This window comes from Kribbella pratensis, from assembly GCF_004365355.1.
In the GTDB taxonomy this organism is placed as follows: Bacteria; Actinomycetota; Actinomycetes; order Propionibacteriales; family Kribbellaceae; genus Kribbella.
Genome location: NZ_SODP01000003.1, coordinates 502,196 through 519,768 on the forward strand (window position 1 = coordinate 502,196; position 17,573 = coordinate 519,768).

Annotated in this window: 14 protein-coding genes; 10 read left to right on the forward strand and 4 right to left on the reverse strand. The window is 69.2% G+C overall.

The window, feature by feature from the left end:
* The first annotated feature begins 46 nt into the window (after positions 1–46).
* The 7 genes from EV653_RS30180 (at position 47) to EV653_RS30210 (ending at position 10,422) form a co-directional block, all read left to right on the forward strand.
* Positions 47–1,498, forward strand: coding sequence for a TldD/PmbA family protein (locus EV653_RS30180; protein WP_134107756.1), 1,452 nt, complete (start codon positions 47–49; stop codon positions 1,496–1,498).
* Entirely contained in the window at positions 1,495–2,832 is a 1,338-nt protein-coding gene (locus tag EV653_RS30185; protein WP_134107758.1) for a metallopeptidase TldD-related protein, read from the forward strand. The genes EV653_RS30180 and EV653_RS30185 overlap by 4 nt, the downstream gene beginning before the upstream one ends.
* Positions 2,833–2,910: 78 nt before the next feature.
* On the forward strand, positions 2,911–5,184 hold the full coding sequence (locus tag EV653_RS30190) for an aminotransferase class III-fold pyridoxal phosphate-dependent enzyme (RefSeq protein ID WP_134107760.1): 2,274 nt from the start codon (positions 2,911–2,913) through the stop codon (positions 5,182–5,184).
* 186 nt (positions 5,185–5,370) lie between these two features.
* On the forward strand, positions 5,371–6,279 hold the full coding sequence (locus EV653_RS30195) for a ribonuclease Z (protein ID WP_134107762.1): 909 nt from the start codon (positions 5,371–5,373) through the stop codon (positions 6,277–6,279).
* Positions 6,280–6,383: 104 nt separating this feature from the next.
* On the forward strand, positions 6,384–7,508 hold the full coding sequence (locus tag EV653_RS30200; protein WP_202871895.1) for an EfeM/EfeO family lipoprotein: 1,125 nt from the start codon (positions 6,384–6,386) through the stop codon (positions 7,506–7,508).
* Positions 7,505–8,734: an iron uptake transporter deferrochelatase/peroxidase subunit gene (gene efeB / locus EV653_RS30205; protein ID WP_134107764.1), complete on the forward strand. Its 1,230-nt coding sequence runs from the start codon at positions 7,505–7,507 to the stop codon at positions 8,732–8,734. The genes EV653_RS30200 and efeB overlap by 4 nt, the downstream gene beginning before the upstream one ends.
* A gap of 20 nt (positions 8,735–8,754) precedes the next feature.
* Positions 8,755–10,422: a phospholipase C gene (locus EV653_RS30210; RefSeq protein ID WP_134107766.1), complete on the forward strand. Its 1,668-nt coding sequence runs from the start codon at positions 8,755–8,757 to the stop codon at positions 10,420–10,422.
* Between the two features lie 20 nt (positions 10,423–10,442).
* Here the strand turns inward: EV653_RS30210 and EV653_RS30215 are convergent, their stop codons facing one another.
* Both EV653_RS30215 and EV653_RS30220 read right to left on the reverse strand, forming a co-directional pair.
* On the reverse strand, positions 10,443–11,261 hold the full coding sequence (locus tag EV653_RS30215; protein ID WP_134107768.1) for an alpha/beta fold hydrolase: 819 nt from the start codon (positions 11,259–11,261) through the stop codon (positions 10,443–10,445).
* A 16-nt stretch (positions 11,262–11,277) separates the two neighbouring features.
* Positions 11,278–12,255 (reverse strand): helix-turn-helix transcriptional regulator, encoded by a 978-nt coding sequence (locus EV653_RS30220; RefSeq protein WP_134107770.1) that lies wholly within the window; start codon positions 12,253–12,255, stop codon positions 11,278–11,280.
* A 63-nt stretch (positions 12,256–12,318) separates the two neighbouring features.
* Between EV653_RS30220 and EV653_RS30225 the strand changes: the two genes are divergently transcribed.
* Positions 12,319–13,461, forward strand: a complete 1,143-nt coding sequence (locus EV653_RS30225; protein ID WP_134107772.1) for an epoxide hydrolase family protein — start codon at positions 12,319–12,321, stop codon at positions 13,459–13,461.
* On the opposite strand, the gene EV653_RS30230 is transcribed toward EV653_RS30225, so the two are convergent.
* Positions 13,450–14,289: an oxidoreductase gene (locus EV653_RS30230; RefSeq protein ID WP_202871896.1), complete on the reverse strand. Its 840-nt coding sequence runs from the start codon at positions 14,287–14,289 to the stop codon at positions 13,450–13,452. The two genes, EV653_RS30225 and EV653_RS30230, sit on opposite strands and share 12 nt — an antisense overlap.
* A gap of 90 nt (positions 14,290–14,379) precedes the next feature.
* Here EV653_RS30230 and EV653_RS30235 point away from each other — a divergent pair, with 90 nt between their 5' ends.
* Together EV653_RS30235 and EV653_RS30240 are read left to right on the forward strand one after the other, a co-directional pair.
* The gene (locus tag EV653_RS30235; RefSeq protein ID WP_134107774.1) at positions 14,380–14,937 is read left to right on the forward strand and encodes a TetR family transcriptional regulator; all 558 of its coding nucleotides are present in this window, start codon (positions 14,380–14,382) and stop codon (positions 14,935–14,937) included.
* 83 nt (positions 14,938–15,020) lie between these two features.
* A complete protein-coding gene (locus EV653_RS30240; RefSeq protein WP_202871897.1) occupies positions 15,021–16,565 on the forward strand; it encodes a S1C family serine protease in 1,545 nt (514 codons plus the stop codon).
* A 126-nt stretch (positions 16,566–16,691) separates the two neighbouring features.
* Here the strand turns inward: EV653_RS30240 and EV653_RS30245 are convergent, their stop codons facing one another.
* Positions 16,692–17,525, reverse strand: a complete 834-nt coding sequence (locus EV653_RS30245) for an NAD-dependent epimerase/dehydratase family protein (RefSeq protein WP_134107776.1) — start codon at positions 17,523–17,525, stop codon at positions 16,692–16,694.
* Positions 17,526–17,573 lie beyond the last annotated feature (48 nt).

A 17,573-nucleotide genomic window follows, 5' to 3' on the forward strand; every position in this document is an offset into this window, starting at 1 on the left:
CTGCTACGGTGAGGTTTCACCCCGTCCCCAATCGGAGGTCCGAGTGATGCGAGACACCGCCGAGACCGTGCTGGCCCTGCTGCCTGCGGACGTTCAGTACGGCGACATCCGGGTGGTCCGGCGTACTCACGAGCAGGTTCTGGTCGAGCTCGACGGTCCGGGTGAGGTCGGCTACGACGACTCGCTCGGCCTCGGACTGCGCGTGCTGATCGGCGGGCGGTGGGGCTTCGCCGCCACCCACCGGCTGGACCCTGACGGCCTCGACAGTGTGATCGCGCAGGCGGTCGGCCAGGCCCGTGCCGCCGGCGGTGGCGGCCAGGTCGCCCTCGGCGATCCGGTCACGACGCGGGCGACCTGGTCGTCGCCGCTGCGGGTCGACCCGTTCGACGTACCGCTGTCCACCAAGCTCGACCTGCTGTCCGCCGCCGTGAAGGAGGCGTCGACTGCCGGTCCGCTGGTCCAGCAGATCGAGGCGTCGATCGACCTGTACCGCGACGAGAAGGTATTCGCGAACACCGAGGGCGCGCTGATCGAGCAGACGCTGACCGAGAGCGGCGGCGGCCTGATGGTGAACGCCGGCAACGGCGACGACCTGCAGCGCCGATCGTTCCCGCAGGGCGTCCCGCGGCAGATCCGCGGCCAGCGCGGAGACTTCGCCACCGCGGGCTGGGAGCACGTCGAGTCGCTCGGCCTGGTGGAGAACGCGGCCCGGGTCGCGGCCGAGGCGGTCGCGCTGCTGACCGCGCCGCAGTGCCCGGACGAGGTCACCACACTCATTGCTGGCGGCAACCAGTTGGCCATGGTCCTGCACGAGTGCGCCGGTCACCCGATGGAGGCCGACCGGGCGCTGGGCACCGAGGCCAGCCTGGCCGGCGGGACGTACGCGACGCCGGAGCGGCGTGGCAACTTCCGCTGGGGCTCGCCGATCGTCTCGGCGTACGCCGATGCCACCATCCCCGGCGGACTGGGTTCGTTCGGGTACGACGACGAGGGGATTCCGGCCCAGCGGACCCAACTGGTCAAGGACGGCATCTTCCTCGGCTACATGTCCGGCCGCGAGTCGGCGGCAGCACTCGGCGACCAGCCGACCGGCGCGTCCCGGGCCGACGGCTGGCAGCGGCTGCCGCTGGTCCGGATGACCAACATCTGCCTGGAGCCGGGGGAGTCGTCGCTCGAGGAGATGATCGCCGGCACCAAGCGCGGCATCCTGGTCGACACCAACCGCGGCTTCTCGATCGACGACCAGCGGATGTCGTTCCGGTTCACCACCGAGCTCGGCTGGGAGATTCGCGACGGCAAGCTCGGCCGGTTGCTGAAGAACTGCAGCTACCAGAGCGTCACACCGCAGTTCTGGGCCGGGCTGGACGCGCTGGGCGGTCCGGATGAGTGGAAGGTGCACGGCGTCCCGTCGTGCAACAAGGGCGAGCCGCTGCAGGTGGCTCATGTCGGTCACGGCACGGTGCCGGGACGTTTCCAGAACGTGCAGGTGGGACGATGAGCATCGAGCGGACAGACATCGAGCAGGCGCTGGACATTCTCGGGCCGGGGACCCGGCTGGACGTGCTCGGCGAGAACGCCGAACTGTTGCGGTACGCCGAGTCCGAGATCACCGCGCAGCACAGCGAGCGCAGGCTCCGGGTCCGGGTCAAGGTGAACCGGGGAGGCCGGACCGCCGGAGGCACTCTGGAGACCCTCGAGCCGGCCGCCGTCCAGATCCTCGCGGACCGGCTGACGGCAGCCCTAGCCGACCTCCCGGCCCCGTCCGGTGAGCCCGAGCCGACGGCGGTGGCTTCGGTTGCGGCGCCCGACGGCGAGCCGATTGTGGTGGAGCCCGCGACGTCGGTGCTGGACTGCGATCCCGCCGTCCGGCACGCATGGTTCGCCACGGTCCGCGACGGTCTCGACGAGTCCGCCCGCCTGGGCGGCGCGATCCGGTACGACGTACTGGACCGGGTGGTCGCGGACGCAGCCGGCCTGTTCCGTTCCGAAACGTTGACCAAGGCATCGATCCAGGCGATCGCGAAGCAGGACGGGCAATCCGCGAGCGTCAAGCTGGTGCACCGCGACGCCGATCTGATCCCGGTCGGCGACATTCCCGGCCGGCTGCGGGACGCGTTGCGCCCGTTGCCGGTGCGTGAGTCCTTCCGGGGCACCTGCCGGGTCCTGCTCAAGCCGTCCGCGGTGAATACGCTGATCGCGACCTTCGGGCACTGGGCGCTCGGCGCGCAGCACTACGCGAGCGGCCGGTCGGTGCTGGCCGGCCGGATGGGACAGCAGGTCGTCAGTGAGCACCTGACCCTCGTCGACGACGCGACCGACACGGCCGGGCTACTGAGCGGCTTCGATGCTGAAGGCAACGTTCGGCGGCGGACGCCGTTGATCGACCGTGGCGTGCTGACCGGTGTGGTGTCCGACCGGCGCCGGGCCGAGCTGACCGCTGGTGTCCCGACCGGTCACGCGGTGCCGGACGGCTGGCGCTTCGGGGGAGACCCGGTGCCGTCGCACCTGCTGCTGGACGCCGGAGAAGCGAGCGAGGACGAACTGCTTGCCGAGTGCGGCAGCGGTCTGGTGGTCAACCGGCTCGACTACCTGCGAGTGCTGCACCCGAAGCAGACGCTGGTCACCGGGACTACCAGGGACGCGACCTATTGGGCCGAGGACGGCAAGCTGGTCGCATGGCATCCGCAGCTGCGTTTCACCTTCCGGATGGACGAGGTGCTGAACGCAGTACTGGCGGTCGGCGCCGTCCGGGAGATCGGCGATCAGACGTTCATGGACAGCGTGGTCGTCCCGTCGTTGCTGATCGACGCCGGTCCGCTCGTCCTCACCTGAGCCGGCAGCGCCCCGGGCTTGCGTGCTCATAACCGGCGCGGGGCGCTGCCGTTCCACCCATCGACAGTCGAGGAGCCGATGACGCCGATGACGCCGATGACGCAGAAGGCAGGCCGGACGGCGAGTATGGTCGAGGATCCGCCGCAGGTCGACGTCCGTACGGCGGCGCAGCTGTTGCGGTCGGAGTACGGCCTGGACGCCGTGGTGACCGAGCTGCGCAGTGAGCGCGACCGCAACTTCCTCGCCGAAGCCGGCAGCCGGCGGCTGGTGGTCAAGGTGTCGAACTCAGGGGACGATGCGGCCCAGATCGCGATGGAGTGCGCCGCCATGGAGCACGTCGCGTGCGTCGATCCCGAACTGCCGATCCCGCGACTGATCCCGACCACGACCGGTGGGCCGGTCACCAGCGTCCGAGCTGCTGACGGTCGCACACATCTGGTCCGGGTCATCACGGTTCTTCCCGGCGAGGTCGCCGACCTGACGGCCCTGCCGGAATGGTTCGCGACCGGCTTCGGCGTGATCAGCGGCCGGTTGACCCGTGCGCTCCAGGGCTTCGGACACCCGTCGGCACATCGCCGGCTCGACTGGGATCCGCGCCACGTCGCCGACCTGCGGCCGTACGCGGACGGTCTGCCTGATGTACGGCGGCGCGCCCCGATGCAGCGCCTGCTCGATCGTTTCGCCGGTCTCGGCGAGGCGACCCGCAAGCTCCCGGCGTCGGCCCTGCACGGCGATGTGACATTGAGCAATCTGCTGCTGGCCGACGGCGGCATCTCCGGCGTCATCGACTTCGGCGACATGCACCACACCGCGCGCGTCGCCGACCTCGCGATCGGGCTTACCTCGTTGCTGCGCGAGTCCGGAGATCTCTGGGCTGACGCCGGTCGCTTCCTGGACGGCTATCAGCGGGTGCTGCCGCTCGAGCCCGCCGAAGTCGAGCTGATCGGCGAACTCGTCCTGGCCCGCTCCGCCGCCAGCGTGCTGATCTCGGCCTGGCGCGCGCCGCTCTATCCCGACAACGAGGAGTACCTGACCAGTCTCGTCGTCGGCAGTTGGCGCATCCTCGACCAGCTCGGCGAACTCGAACAGAGCGAGCTGGCCAACCGCTTCCACCACCTCTGCGGCACATCGCGCGTCGTCACCGCACCCGATGCGACGTTGCTGGTACGCCGGAAGGCGGTCCTCGGCGGCGAGCTGTCGCCGTTGTTCTACCGCCGGCCGTTGCAGGTGGTCCGCGCCGAAGGCCCGTGGATCCACACCGCCGACGGCCGCCGGTACCTCGATGCCTACAACAACGTTCCCGTCGTCGGGCACACCCACCCGGCCGTCGTACAAGCGATCTCGCGGCAGGCCGCCGTACTGAATCTGAACTCGCGGTACCTGCACCCGCATGTGGTCGAGCTTGCCGAGCGGCTGGTCGCGTCGATGCCGGACGGCCTGGACACCTGCGTGTTCGCCAACTCCGGCAGCGAGGCCAACGATCTGGCTTGGCGGATGGCCAGGGTCGTGACCGGACGCGGTGGTGCGATCGTCGCGGACCTGGCGTACCACGGGGTCAGCGAGGCGACTGCGGCCTTCTCCACCAACACCTACCCCGCCTCGGCCAGACCCTCCCACGTCGCGGTCTTCCAGGCACCGCGAGATCCCGGGGACGACGGACCGGCGGCGATCGCGCGCGTCGGCTCGGCCCGGGCCGAGCTGCAGCGGGCCGGTCATGATCCGGCGTTGCTGGCCGTGGACAGCGTGTTCAGCAGCGCGGGGATCCTGACACCGCGAGACGACTTCATGCGCGGCTTGCAGGACGCGGTGCGGGCGGCCGGCGGCCTGTTCCTGGCGGACGAGGTGCAGGCCGGCTTCGGACGCGGCGGACGGAACCTGTGGCGATTCCAGGACTTCGGGCTGACACCCGACTTCGTCACCCTCGGCAAGCCGATGGGGAACGGTCATCCGGTCGCGGCGCTCATCACCCGGCGCGAGATCGCCAAGGCGTTCACCGAGGTGGACGAGTACTTCAGCACGTTCGGCGGCAACCCGGTGTCCTGTGTCGCCGCGCTCACCGTGCTGGATGTGATCGAGCAGACCGGGCTGGTCGCGCGTTCCGGCACGGTCGGAGCAGAGTTGCGTGCGGGCCTGGAGGAGCTGGTGCCGGAGCTGCCGGTGCGCGGTCAAGGACTGATGGTCGGGGTCGAGTTGCCCGATGCGGCAGGCTTCGCCGAGCGGTTGCGAGATCACGGCGTGCTGGTCGGGACGACCGGGCCTGGCGGGGGAGTGCTGAAGATCCGGCCGCCGCTGATCTGGACCTCCGCAGAGGTCGATCGTTTCCTGGTCGCGTTCCAGCGGGCACTCGATTAGCTAGTGCCTCGTCAAGAAAGGTTGTGGTCGTAACGACCGCTCGCCGGCCGCAACAGGAAGGGTTATCCGCGCGTGTTGTGCCTTCTCGGCTGGTGTACGAGGTGAGAAGGCACAACAGCAGGGGAGAACCCCTCGGGTCGGGAATACAACCCGAACGTTGCTTGACGAGGCACTAGTCTTGGGCGGGTGCGTGAACTCGTCGTGCTCGGGACCGGCAGCCAGGTGCCGTCGCGGGAACGTACGCAGAACGGCTACTTCCTGCGCTGGGACGACGAAGGATTCCTGTTCGATCCGGGGGAGGGCACCCAGCGGCAGATGCTGTACGCCGGGGTCGCGGCCGGAGCGATCACGCGGTTGTGCATCACGCATTTCCACGGCGATCACTGTCTCGGTATGCCGGGCATCGTGCAGCGGTTGTCGCTGGACGACGTACCGCATCCGGTCCGTGCGCACTATCCGGTGTCCGGCCAGAGGTACTTCACGCGTCTGCGGTACGCCGCGTCGTTCTACGAGCGGGCCGAATTGCGGGAGGAGCCGGTCGAGGAGGACGGGCTGCTGTCGGTCGGATCGTTCGGGCAGTTGTGGGCACGCCGGCTGGAGCACTCGGTGGACTCGTTCGGATACCAGTTGATCGAGCCTGACGGGCGGCGGATGCTGCCCGACAGACTCGCTGCCCACGGCATCGTTGGCCCGGCCATCGGTCGGCTCCAGCAGGCCGGCTCCCTCGACGTGGACGGCCGTACGGTGCGGATCGAGGACGTCAGCGAATCGCGCCCGGGGCAACGGTTCGCGTTCATCATGGACACCCGCTTGTGTGAGAACGTACTGCGCCTGGCCGAGGACGCCGACCTGCTGGTGATCGAGTCCACGTACCTCTCGTCCGAAGCCGATCTGGCCCGTCGTTTCGGGCATTTGACGGCCCGGCAGGCAGCCCGGGTCGCGGCGGAGTGTGGCGTTCGCAAACTCGTCCTGACCCACTTTTCCCAGCGTTATCAGGAACCTGAGCGTTTTCTCAGCGAAGCCGCGGCCGAGTTCGACGGCGAGATCGTCGTTGCCTCCGACCTGTCTCGCACCGCGGTACCGTCGCGCCGCTAGGGCGAACAGTGGATGACGAGAGGGCCAACAACGGCGCTCCGCGGCAACCTCGTGATTAGTATCGGCGACGAATGGATCTGCCCAAGCCTCAGGAGCAACAACTCGTGCGCACCCCCCGTCCGCTGCCGGCGGCAGTCTCGCTGATAGCCGTAGGCGCGGTCGTCGCATTAGCGATCTGGCGGCCCTGGCAGGGCTCCGCCGCCGACGCGGCCGGTGGCCCACCCGAGGTCGCGGTGTCCCGCAGCCAGTGCGGCCAGGGCTGGACCGATGCGAGGACCGGCCGGCAGACGATCACCCTGCACAACACCGGTGACGCGTCGGCCGAGGTCGACCTCGTCGAGGTCGGCAGCAACAAGGTGTACGGCGAAGTCGAGGGCCTGGGGCCGAACACGTCCGCACCGATGGACGTGCAGCTCGGTGCCGGGAGGTACGCGATGCGCTGCCTGATCGAGGACACCGACGCGATCACCGGCCCGACCGTCACCGTCGTGGGCGACGGGAAGGCCGGCCCGGCCGTGGTGCCGGTCACCAAGAACGACATGCTGCCGCTGGCGAAGCAGTACGAGGCCGCGGTCGCGACCGGCGTCGCCGGCCTGGTGGTCAAGACGGACAAGCTGCGTGCGGACGTTGACGCGGGCAACCTTCTCGCCGCCCGGGCCGACTGGCTGCCCGCGCATCTGGCGTACAACTCGCTCGGTGCGGCGTACGACGCGTTCGGCGACTTCGCGGACAAGATCGACGGATCGGGCGGCTTCCACCCGCTGGAGAAGGGTTTGTGGCACAACGCCTCCGCCGCGGCCCTGAAGCCGATCGCGGACCAGTTGGCGGCCGACGTACACGGGCTGCAGAAGGATCTGCCCAACGAACAGGTGGATCCCAACGATCTCGGGCTCCGCGCCCACGAGATCATGGAGAACGCGCTTCAGTTCGAGCTGACCGGCGAGAACGACCAGGGCAGCGGTACGTCGCTGAACACCGCACTGGCCGACTTGAACGGTACGGCGACCGTGCTGGCCATCGTCGACCCGGTCCTCAAGCCCCGCGACCCCGATCTTCCGCAGGTGCAGCTGTGGGAAGCCCGGGTCCGGGCCCTGCTGACCGCGCACCTGAACACTCCGGTCGCGCAGTTGGACCGCACAACCCGTGAGCAGCTCAATGGCGCCGTCGGCGAATTGCTGGAGAAGCTCGCCTCCGTCGCTGCGATCTGTGATGTTCGGAGGGCTGGATGACCGGCTTCGACCGTCGCTCGTTCCTGCGCGGCACACTGGCCGGCGCCGGCGCCGCAGCCGTGACCGGCGTCGGAACCGCGGCAATGGCCGGCCTGGCCGGCTCCACGGCCGCCGCGGCCCCGACCACCGCGGTGCCGTTCCATGGCGAACACCAGGCCGGCATCACCGACGATCCGCAGAAGCAGGCGATCTTCGCGTCGTTCGACGTGATCGCGGCGAACAAGAGCGAGCTCACCGAGCTGTTCAGGACGGTGACCGAGCGGGCGAGACTGCTGACCGCGGGCGGTGCTCTTCCGCCGCTGGGTATCACCGGTCCGCCGGCCGATTCCGGCGTACTCGGTCCGGAGATGCCGGGCGATGATCTGACGGTCACCGTCGGCGTCGGGGCATCGCTGTTCGACGCGCGGTACGGCCTCGCGGATCGCAAGCCGGCGAAGCTGAAGCCGATGAAGGAATTCCCCAACGACAGCCTGGACGAAAGCCAGTGCCACGGGGATCTGAGCCTGCAGTTGTGCGCGACGGAGAGCGACACCGTGCTGCACGCCCTACGGGACATCGCCCGGCACACGCGCGGAGCGATGCAGCTGCGCTGGCGGGTCGACGGTTTCCAGAACCCGCCGCGGCCGTCGGGGACGCAGCGAAACCTGATGGGCTTCAAGGACGGCATCGTGAAGCCGGCCGTCGCCGATCACGACAAGCTCGTCTGGGTCGGCAAGGACGGCATCGCCAACGGCGAGCCGGCCTGGACCGAGGGTGGCAGCTACCAGGTGCTGCGGCAGATCCGGATGCTGGTCGAGTTCTGGGACCGGGTGTCACTCGGAGAGCAGGAGAACATGTTCGGCCGGCGCCGCGACTCCGGCGCACCGCTGGACGGCAACAACGAGACCGACCTCCCGGACTACGCTGCCGATCCGACCGGCGGCGCGATCCCGTTGACCAGCCACATCCGGCTGGCCAACCCACGCACGACCAGTACCGCGGCCAGTCAGTTCCTGCGCCGCGGCTACAACTACGACAAGGGCACCGACGCGGTCGGTGACCTGGACATGGGGCTGCTGTTCTGCTGCTACCAGCAGGACATCGCCCGGCAGTTCGAGGCCGTGCAGACCCGGCTGATCGACGAGCCACTCGTCGACTACCTCCGGCCGGTCGGTGGCGGCTACTTCTTTGTTCTTCCCGGTGTTCGGGACGGCAACGACCACTTCGGGCGGTCGTTGCTCGCATGATTTACCTAAGAGGAGAAGGCATGCGCGCAAGACTCCGTGTGCTCGCTACGGCCGGCGTGGCCGCGACGAGCCTGTTGCTGGTCGCCTGTAGCGGCGCCGGCACCAATCAGGGCGTCGCCAGTGGGGGCGGCGGCAAGGGGAGTGTGAGCAGTCAGGGCGGTAGCGCACAGGTGGGCGACGCCGCCTTTTCGTTCCCGACGGTCCGTCCGTCGACGCCGATCCAGCACGTCGTGGTGATCTTCGGCGAGAACATCTCGTTCGACCACTACTTCGGTACCTACCCGAACGCGGCCAACACCGACGGCACGCCGTTCAAGGCGGCCCGGAACACTCCGAAGGTCAACGGGCTGTCGAAGAAGCTGCTGACGGACAACCCGAACGCCTACAACCCGAAGCGGCTGACGCCGTCGCAGGCGCTGACCTGCGACCAGAACCACGGCTACGGTCCGGAGCAGAAGGCCGTCGACGGCGGCAAGATGGACAAGTTCGTCGAGAACACCGAGACCGACAAGTGCACCGGTCAGCCGGTGCTGTTCGGTGAGCCGGGCCTGGTGATGGACTACTACGACGGCAACACCGTCACCGCGATGTGGAACTACGCGCAGCACTACGCGCTGAACGACAACTCGTACAACACGGTCTACGGCCCGTCCACCCCGGGCGCGCTGAACCTGATCGCCGGCCAGACCCACGGGGGCCAGGCCGTCGACCCGAAGACCGGCAAGCCGACCACCGACGCGTACGTCGTCCAGTCGCCGGACAAGAACGGGATCGGCACGATCACCAACGACCCCGACCCGTACTACGACGACTGCTCGAACAACAACGGCAAGTCGACGAACAACCTGGCCGTGATGCACGGGCAGAACATCGGCGACCTGCTGAACCAGAAGCACGTCACCTGGGGCTGGTTCCAGGGCGGCTTCAAGCCGACCGGCACCGCCAACGGCAAGGCAGTCTGCGGCGCGGCGCACCCGAACGTCGGGGGCATCGCGGCGAACGACTACAGCCCGCACCACAACCCGTTCGAGTACTACAAGTCGACGTCCAACCCGAGTCACCTGCCGCCGACCTCGGTGCAGGCGATCGGTCACACCGACCAAGCCAACCACCAGTACGACACGTCGGACTTCGACGCGGCGCTGGCGGCGAACAACCTGCCGGCGGTCAGCTTCCTGAAGGCCGGTGAGTACCAGGACGGGCACGCCGGGTACTCCGACCCGCTGGACGAGCAGGCGTTCATCGTCAAGGAGATCAACCAGCTGCAGAAGTCGAAGGAATGGTCCTCGACCGCCATCGTCCTGGCCTACGATGACTCCGACGGCTGGTACGACCACCAGAAGTCGCCGACCGTGAACGGCTCCAAGGACGCGGCGCTCGACCAGGCCGCGACCTGCGGCAAGGACCCGGTCGCCGGTGGGTACGCCGACCGCTGCGGCTTCGGTCCGCGCCTCCCGCTGCTCGTGGTCTCGCCGTACGCGAAGACCAACCACGTCGACCACACGGTGACCGACCAGAGCTCGGTGCTCAAGTTCATCGAGGACAACTGGCGCACCGGCCGGATCGGCGACCACTCGTTCGACCAGCGCGCCGGCAGTCTGAACGGCATGTTCAACTTCCGGCAGCGCCCGAGCAAGAACAAGCTGATCCTGGACCCGAAGAGCGGGGCCGTCGTCAGCAACCACTGACCATCGGTCAGTAGGCAGCGTCAGTAGGCAGCGCCCTGATCGGCGAGAAAATCGTCGATCAGGGCGTTGACCTCTTCCGGGGACTCGAGCGCGGCCAGATGCGCCGACTGCTCGAGTACGACGAAGCGCGCGCCGGGGATCGCATCGGCCATCTGCTCGGACTCCGCCGGCGGGAACGTCGGGTCCTCGCCGCCGGCGACGACCAGGACCGGCGTGCGGATCGTGCCGAACAGCTCGCGCTGGTCGGGGCGGCGCGGGACCACGCTGGTGACCGCGTGCCGGCCCGAGGTGATGTTCACCTTCGCGGCGAGTTCGTTGACCGTGGCAACGACTTCGGGTTTCTCGCGTCTGGCGGTCGGGCCGAGGAACGCGTCCCGCACCGGCGCCTTGAGCGGTCCGCGGATCCCGCCGAGGAGTTGCGCGGAGCGGGTCAGGACGCCGTACTCGAATCGTTGCCTGCGGCCCGCGGGTGAGGCCGTGGCGTTCATCAGGACCGCGATGCCGATCCGGTCCGGATACAGGGCGGCGAACGTGCCGCCGATCATGCCGCCCCAGCTGTTGCCGATCAGGTGTGCTCTGCCGACGCCGAGGTCGTCGAGGATCTGGGCGATCACCTGCGCGCAGTGGTCGAACGTGAACGGTCCGGACAGCGGTTGGCTGGCGCCGTGGCCGGGGGGATCGACGAGGATCACCTGGAAGCGGTCGGCGAAGTGCGCGGCCTGGGCGGACCAGAGCGTGCCGTCCATCAGCAGGCTCGGCCAGAACAGCATCGCGGGCCCGGATCCGTCGATGCGCAAGCGGATCCGGCCCAGCACGGTCTCGACGTACCGATCCTGCATGCCTGAACGGTACCGGTCAGGACGATGGGAGCGAGGCCGCCAGGCGCGTCGCCAGCTCGCGGACGCGCTCGATCAACTCCGGGGGTGACTGGATCTCGAAGGGGTGATCCAGCCGGCCGAGGTAGAAAGCGATCTCGTCGAGGGAGTTCGCGCCGGTCTCGACGAGCGTCGTCGCCGCCTCCATACCAAACGGTTTGGTATGGGCGCCGTCGATCGGAGTCACCGACGCGACGCTGGGCCCGAAGCGGTCGGCCACCTGCTCGGCCGGTGCGTGGACCAGGATGCGGGCCTGGTAGCGGTATCCGCCGTACGCGACGCCGCGGTTCGTGGTCGCGATGTCCGGTACCTCTTCGCGTGGCGTGAATCGCGGGCCGGTCGGGATCCGCGGCTCGAGGCGGTCGAGGCGGAACGTGCGCCAGTCGGACCGCTCGAGATCCCACGCGACGAGGTACCAGCGCCGGCCGGTGTGCACGAGCCGATGCGGCTCGGTCGTCCGGGTGGTCGCCGTACCGTCGTGGTTGCTGTAGTCGAACCGCAGCCGCTGATGGTCGCGACAGGCGGCCGCGACTGCGAGCAGCACGTCGGGTTGCACGGACGGGCCGCCCGCAGGCGTGACAGCGACCTGCTGGAGGAGCTCGATCCGGTGCCGCAGCCTGGAGGGCAGCACCTGCTCGAGTTTCGTGAGGGCGCGGACCGACGACTCCTCGGTGCCGGCGACGGTGCCGCTCGCCGCGGCGCGCAGTCCGATGGCGACGGCAACGGCCTCGTCGTCGTCGAGCAGCAGCGGCGGGAGCGCTGCGCCCGAGCCGAGCCGGTAGCCGGCGACACCCGGTAAGGCGTCGACCGGATAGCCGAGGTTGCGGAGCTTGTCGACGTCCCGCCGGACGGTCCGGACGCCGACGCCGAGCTCATCGGCCAGGGCAGCACCGCTCCACTCCTTGGGCTGCTGCAGGAGCGAGAGGAGTTTGAGGAGCCGGGCCGAGGTCTCGAGCATGTCTTGCATTCTGCCAGCCGGTTAGGACCGAAGCTGTCCTAAGTAGGTGGAAGAGTTCTAGCCATGATCAAGCCCTTCACGATCGACATCCCGCAGAGCACTCTCGACGACCTCGCCGCGAAACTGGCGAGCACCCGGCTCCCCGCACCGCTACCCGGTGACGGCTGGGACACCGGCGTACCGGTCTCCTGGCTGTCCTCGCTGGTCGACTACTGGCGGACCTCCTACGACTGGCGCGCGGCCGAGAAGGAGCTGAACTCGTACCCGCAGTTCACCACCGAGATCGAGGGTCAGCAGATCCACTTCCTGCACGTCCGGTCGGCCGAGCCGGACGCACTGCCGCTGATCCTGACGCACGGCTGGCCGGGGTCGATCGTCGAGTTCCTCGACCTGATCGGGCCGCTGACCGACCCGGTCGCCCATGGCGGCCAGGCTTCGGACGCGTTCCACCTGGTGATTCCTTCGCTGCCCGGCTTCGGGTTCTCCGGCCCGGTGTCCAGCGCCGGGTGGTCCAGAGAGCGGGTCGGGCAGGTGTGGGCCCTGCTGATGGAGGAGCTCGGCTACGAGCGGTACGGCGTACAAGGTGGTGACATCGGTGGCGCCGTCTCGCCGGCGGTCGCGCGTGCGGCTCGCGACCGGGTCGTCGGCGTACACACGAACGGCGGGCCCTCGCTGCCACCGTTCCCGCTGCCGGAGGAGGAGCTGAAGACGCTGACGCCGCTCGAGCAGGACCGGATCGCGCGGATCGGCGGCTTCCTGCAGAAGGAGTTCGGCTACATCTCGATCCAGTCCACCCGGCCGCAGACGCTGGCGTACGGACTCGTCGACTCGCCGGTCGGGCAGCTGGCCTGGATCATGGACAAGTTCATGGCCTGGACGTGGCCCGCCGAAACCTTGCCGGACGCAATCATCGGCAGGGACCGGCTGCTCACGAACGTGATGATCTACTGGCTCACCGGCACCGCCGGCTCGGCCGCGTACGTCGGATACGCGCAGCAGGAGGCGTGGGGGACCAAGCTGGAGAACTCCGGGGTGCCGACCGCCGTGCTCGCGTTCGCCCACGACGTGCCGATCCGCCGGTACGCCGAGCGGGACAACAACATCACCCGCTGGACCGACGTCGACCACGGCGGTCACTTCGCCGCACTGGAGGAGCCGGAGATCCTGATCGACGACGTCCGCGAGTTCTTCGGCTCACTCCGCTGAATAGTCGGTCGACGTAGTCAGGTGGGCCCAGGCGGCGGCTTCCTCGGCGCGGGAGGTGGATGCGCGGTCGGCGTGGGTGAGGGCGTCCTTGCCGAGGAGGAGCCGGAGGGGTGGGTTGTCGAGGTTCGTGACCTGCAGGATCGCCTCGGCAGCCTTCGCCGGGTCGCCGGGCTGCTTGCCGTCGGTCTCCAGGCGGTAGCGGTTCATCTGGCCGACGGTGGCGTCGTAGTCCGGGTGCACGTCCGCGAGCTGCATCGACGAGCCGCCCCAGTCGGTGCGGAAGGCGCCCGGCTCGACGATCGTCACCTTCACGCCGAACGGCCGGACCTCGTTGCTGAGCACCTCGGAGAAGCCTTCGACCCCGAACTTCGCGGTCTGGTAGGCGCCCATGCCGGGGGTCCCGCCGACCCGCCCGCCGACCGACGAGAACTGCAGGAAGTGCCCGCTCTTCTGCTCGCGGAACACCGGCAGCGCCGCCTTCGTCACGTTGACGACGCCGAACAGGTTGGTCTCGATCTGCGCCCGGAAGTCGTCGTCGGGGGTCTCCTCGATCGAGGCGCTGTTCGCGTAGCCCGCGTTGTTCGCGACCACGTCCAGCCCGCCGAACGTGTCCAGAGCGGTCTGGACGGCGGCGCGTGCGGCCGCGGCGTCGGTGACGTCGAGGGCGACGGCGCGGATCTGCTCGCCGTACTTCGCGACCAGGTCGTCGAGCTGCTCGGGTTTGCGTGCGGTGGCGACGACCCGGTCGCCGGCGGCCAGCACGGCCTCGGTGAGGGCGCGGCCCAGCCCGCGGGAGCTGCCGGTGATCATCCAAATTCTGCTCATCATGTCCAGTCCTAACTAACTGGTTGGTTGTTTAATTCCACGCTAACCAACCAGTTGGTCGAAATCAACTGACCAGTTGGTTAGCCTGGTCGTATGCAGCAACGCAACGCCGACCGGACCAAGGCGCGCATCCTGGCCGCCGCCATCGAGGAGTTCGCCGCGCGCGGGATCGCCGGCGCGCGGGTCGACCGGATCGCCGAGGTGGCCGGATGCAACAAGGCCATGCTCTACGCGTACTTCGGCAACAAGGACGGGCTGTTCGACGCGGCGTTCAGCGCCTCCGTGGACCGGTACCTCGACGAGGTGGGGTTCGACGCCGACGACCTCCCGGCGTACGCGGGGCGGGTGTTCGACTACTTCGAGGCGCATCCGGACCGGCTGCGGCTCTCGACCTGGTACCGGCTCGAGCGGCCTGACGGTGAGCCCTTGGAGGCGATCGTCGCGGTCAACCACAGCCGGCTGGACGAGCTGCAGCGGGGGATGCGGCGGCGGGTCGTCACACGGCAGTTCACCGCGGTCACCCTGCTCTCGCTGATCCAGGCCATCGCGACGAGCTGGTCGTCGATGAACCCGGAGTACGGCGCCGACCTACCGAGCGCGACGGTGCGGCGGCGGGCCGTGGTGACGGCCGTGGAGAAGATTCTCAGCTGATTCATTGGCTGGCCCGATGGAGTTCTCAGTCTGGCGCGCTCTACTCGTAGGCAGAGGGAACTGGCTGAGGAGGGCACGGGAAAATGAACGAAAGCGCTGGAACTGGACCGCACGACGGTGGGCAGTACGGCGGTTGGCCGCCGGCGCACGGCGGGTACCCGCAGTACCCCCAGAACGGGCCGTACCCGACCAACCCGCAGTACCAGCAGGGGTCGCCGTACCAGCAGGGTCCGCAGTACAACCCGCAGTACCCGTTCCCGCCGAAGCCGCCGAAGAAGCGTGGCCGCCGGTTGCTGGGAGCCGGGGCGCTCGGGCTGGCCGCCATGGTCGTCGCGGGATCGGTTGCCTGGGGCATCGACCAGCACTCGGCCGCGAACAGCTCGCAGCTGTCGCAGAAGGCGTTCGACGCCTCGTCCGTCGCGGCCAAGGTGTCGCCGGGCCTGGTCGACGTGAACACCGTGCTCGGGTTCCAGAACGCACGGGCTGCCGGCACCGGGATCGTGCTCACCGCCGACGGTGAGGTGCTCACCAACCACCACGTGGTCGAGGGCGCGACGTCGATCACCGTGACCGACATCGGCAACGGGAAGACGTACGGCGCGAGCGTCGTCGGGTACGACGAGCAGCACGACATCGCCGTGCTGAAGCTGAAGGACGCGTCCGGGCTGCAGACCGCGAAGACCGGCAACTCCGACCAGGTGAAGCTGGGCGACCAGGTGGTCGGCGTCGGGAACGCGGGCGGCGTCGGCGGTACGCCGAGCTTCGCGGCCGGGAAGGTGACCGGACTGAACCAGGCGATCACCGCGACCGACGAGAACGGGCAGGACCCGGAGAACCTCACCAACCTGATCGAGACCGACGCGAACATCCAGGCCGGCGACTCCGGCGGCCCGCTGGTGGACGCGAACGGCGAGGTCGTCGGCGTGGACGTCGCCGGCGGCAACGGGAACAACGGCGGCCACGGCCGCCCGGGTCAGACGGCGGTCACCTCCGGCGCGAGCGCCGCGGCGACGCTGGCGGCGGCCGGGGACGGCACCGGGTTCGGCGACGGATCCGGGAACGGCAACGGCTTCGGCGACGGATCCGGGAACGGGAACGGCTTCGGCGACCCGTTCGGCGGTAACGGCTTCGGCGACGGGCCGGGCAACGGACCCGGTTCGCAGAACGGCTCGGGCGATGGTTCCGGCGACGGTTCTGGTGACGGGTCGGGGAACGGGTTCGGGAACGGGCAGGGCGGTTCCGGCGACGGGTCGGGGACGACTGCCCAGGGGTACGCGATCCCGATCAACCAGGCGCTCGACATCGCGCAGCAGATCGAGAACGGCAAGTCGTCGGACGTCGTGCACATCGGCGCCTCGCCGATGCTCGGAGTCTCGGTCGTGACGAGCCAGGGCATCACCGGCGCGGTCGTCGGCGACGTCGTCGCGGACGGTCACGCGGACGAGGCGGGCATCGAGGCCGGTGACGTGATCACCTCCTTCGCCGGTCACACCGTCGACTCGCCCGACACCCTGTCGGAGCTGCTCAACAAGCAGCACCCCGGCGACAAGGTCGAGGTCGGCTGGGTCGACCAGTCCGGCCAGACCCACAAGGCCACCATCGAACTGATCACAGGCCCGGTCCGCTAACTCCAGCGCTACCCCCCGCTGCCGGCGGACCGACCGATCGGGCCCCGACGCTCTCCTCCCCCTCAGAGCGTCCGGGCCCGATCTCTTTTGTCCGGGTTCGCCGGCGAGGGTCCGGGCGGGAGGGCGTCAGGCCAGGAAGCCGGTGCGCCAGGTGGGATATGCGGGTGACCACCTGAGGCTGTGCGCGTAGGTGTTGGTGGCACCACGAGCCCAAGGGGTGCGCGAAGTGGGCTGGGGGTCTGACGGGGCGGGGGCACCGACTGATTGTGCGAAGGCAGGGAGCCAAGTGGTGGCGGGAGCCGGCTCGTCGTCGACGACGTTGACCAGGCCGGAGGGCCAGGTCAGGGCGGCTGCGGCGGCTGACGCTGCGTCCTGGACATGGAGAAAGCTGGTGACGTCGGCGGTGGCGGGGAGTTGACCGGACCTGGCCAGGTCGGCCATCAGGGCGCCCTTGGTGTACCAGGTGTCGGGGCCGTAGAGCATGCCGTAGCGCAGTACGACCCACTCGGGAGCCTCGGCGGTGACCGACTCGAGGGTGGCGACCGCCTCGACCATCCCGCGGCGGTTCTCGTCGTCGGCGTGCAGATCGAGCGGCGTGGACTCGTCGGCAGGCGTCTCGCCCGGTTCGTACGCCCACGCGACGCTCTGCGAGATCACCCGTCGGACGCCGGCAGCGAGCGCAGCGTCGACCAGGTTGCGGGTGCCCTCACGCCGGATCCGGCCGTTCGCGGCGAAGTCGCGCGACGTGAGGTCGGTCAGCTGGTGCATGACCACATCCGGCCGGGCGGCAGCAACCACCTCGCGGAGCGCGGCGGCGTCGTACACGTCGCCCCGCACCGTCGTCACGCCGGCCACCTGTGATCGCCGCGACAACGCGGTCACCTCGTGGCCGTCGGCAACCAGCAGCGGTACCAGGCGACGGCCGATAACGCCGGTCGCACCGGCGATGAAAATCCTCATCCAACCAACCTAGGCAACGCCGCCCCCGGCGAGCTGGTCCAATCGGCG

Coding starts and splice junctions, on each gene's coding strand:
- EV653_RS30210 (WP_134107766.1), top strand. CDS start 8,755: ATGCGCGCAAGACTCCGTGTGCTCGCTACGGCCGGCGTGGCCGCGACG.
- EV653_RS30185 (WP_134107758.1), top strand. CDS start 1,495: ATGAGCATCGAGCGGACAGACATCGAGCAGGCGCTGGACATTCTCGGG.
- EV653_RS30235 (WP_134107774.1), top strand. CDS start 14,380: ATGCAGCAACGCAACGCCGACCGGACCAAGGCGCGCATCCTGGCCGCC.
- EV653_RS30220 (WP_134107770.1), bottom strand. CDS start 12,255: ATGCTCGAGACCTCGGCCCGGCTCCTCAAACTCCTCTCGCTCCTGCAG.
- EV653_RS30240 (WP_202871897.1), top strand. CDS start 15,021: ATGAACGAAAGCGCTGGAACTGGACCGCACGACGGTGGGCAGTACGGC.
- EV653_RS30190 (WP_134107760.1), top strand. CDS start 2,911: ATGACGCCGATGACGCCGATGACGCAGAAGGCAGGCCGGACGGCGAGT.
- EV653_RS30230 (WP_202871896.1), bottom strand. CDS start 14,289: ATGATGAGCAGAATTTGGATGATCACCGGCAGCTCCCGCGGGCTGGGC.
- EV653_RS30225 (WP_134107772.1), top strand. CDS start 12,319: ATGATCAAGCCCTTCACGATCGACATCCCGCAGAGCACTCTCGACGAC.
- EV653_RS30245 (WP_134107776.1), bottom strand. CDS start 17,525: ATGAGGATTTTCATCGCCGGTGCGACCGGCGTTATCGGCCGTCGCCTG.
- efeB (WP_134107764.1), top strand. CDS start 7,505: ATGACCGGCTTCGACCGTCGCTCGTTCCTGCGCGGCACACTGGCCGGC.
- EV653_RS30215 (WP_134107768.1), bottom strand. CDS start 11,261: ATGCAGGATCGGTACGTCGAGACCGTGCTGGGCCGGATCCGCTTGCGC.
- EV653_RS30180 (WP_134107756.1), top strand. CDS start 47: ATGCGAGACACCGCCGAGACCGTGCTGGCCCTGCTGCCTGCGGACGTT.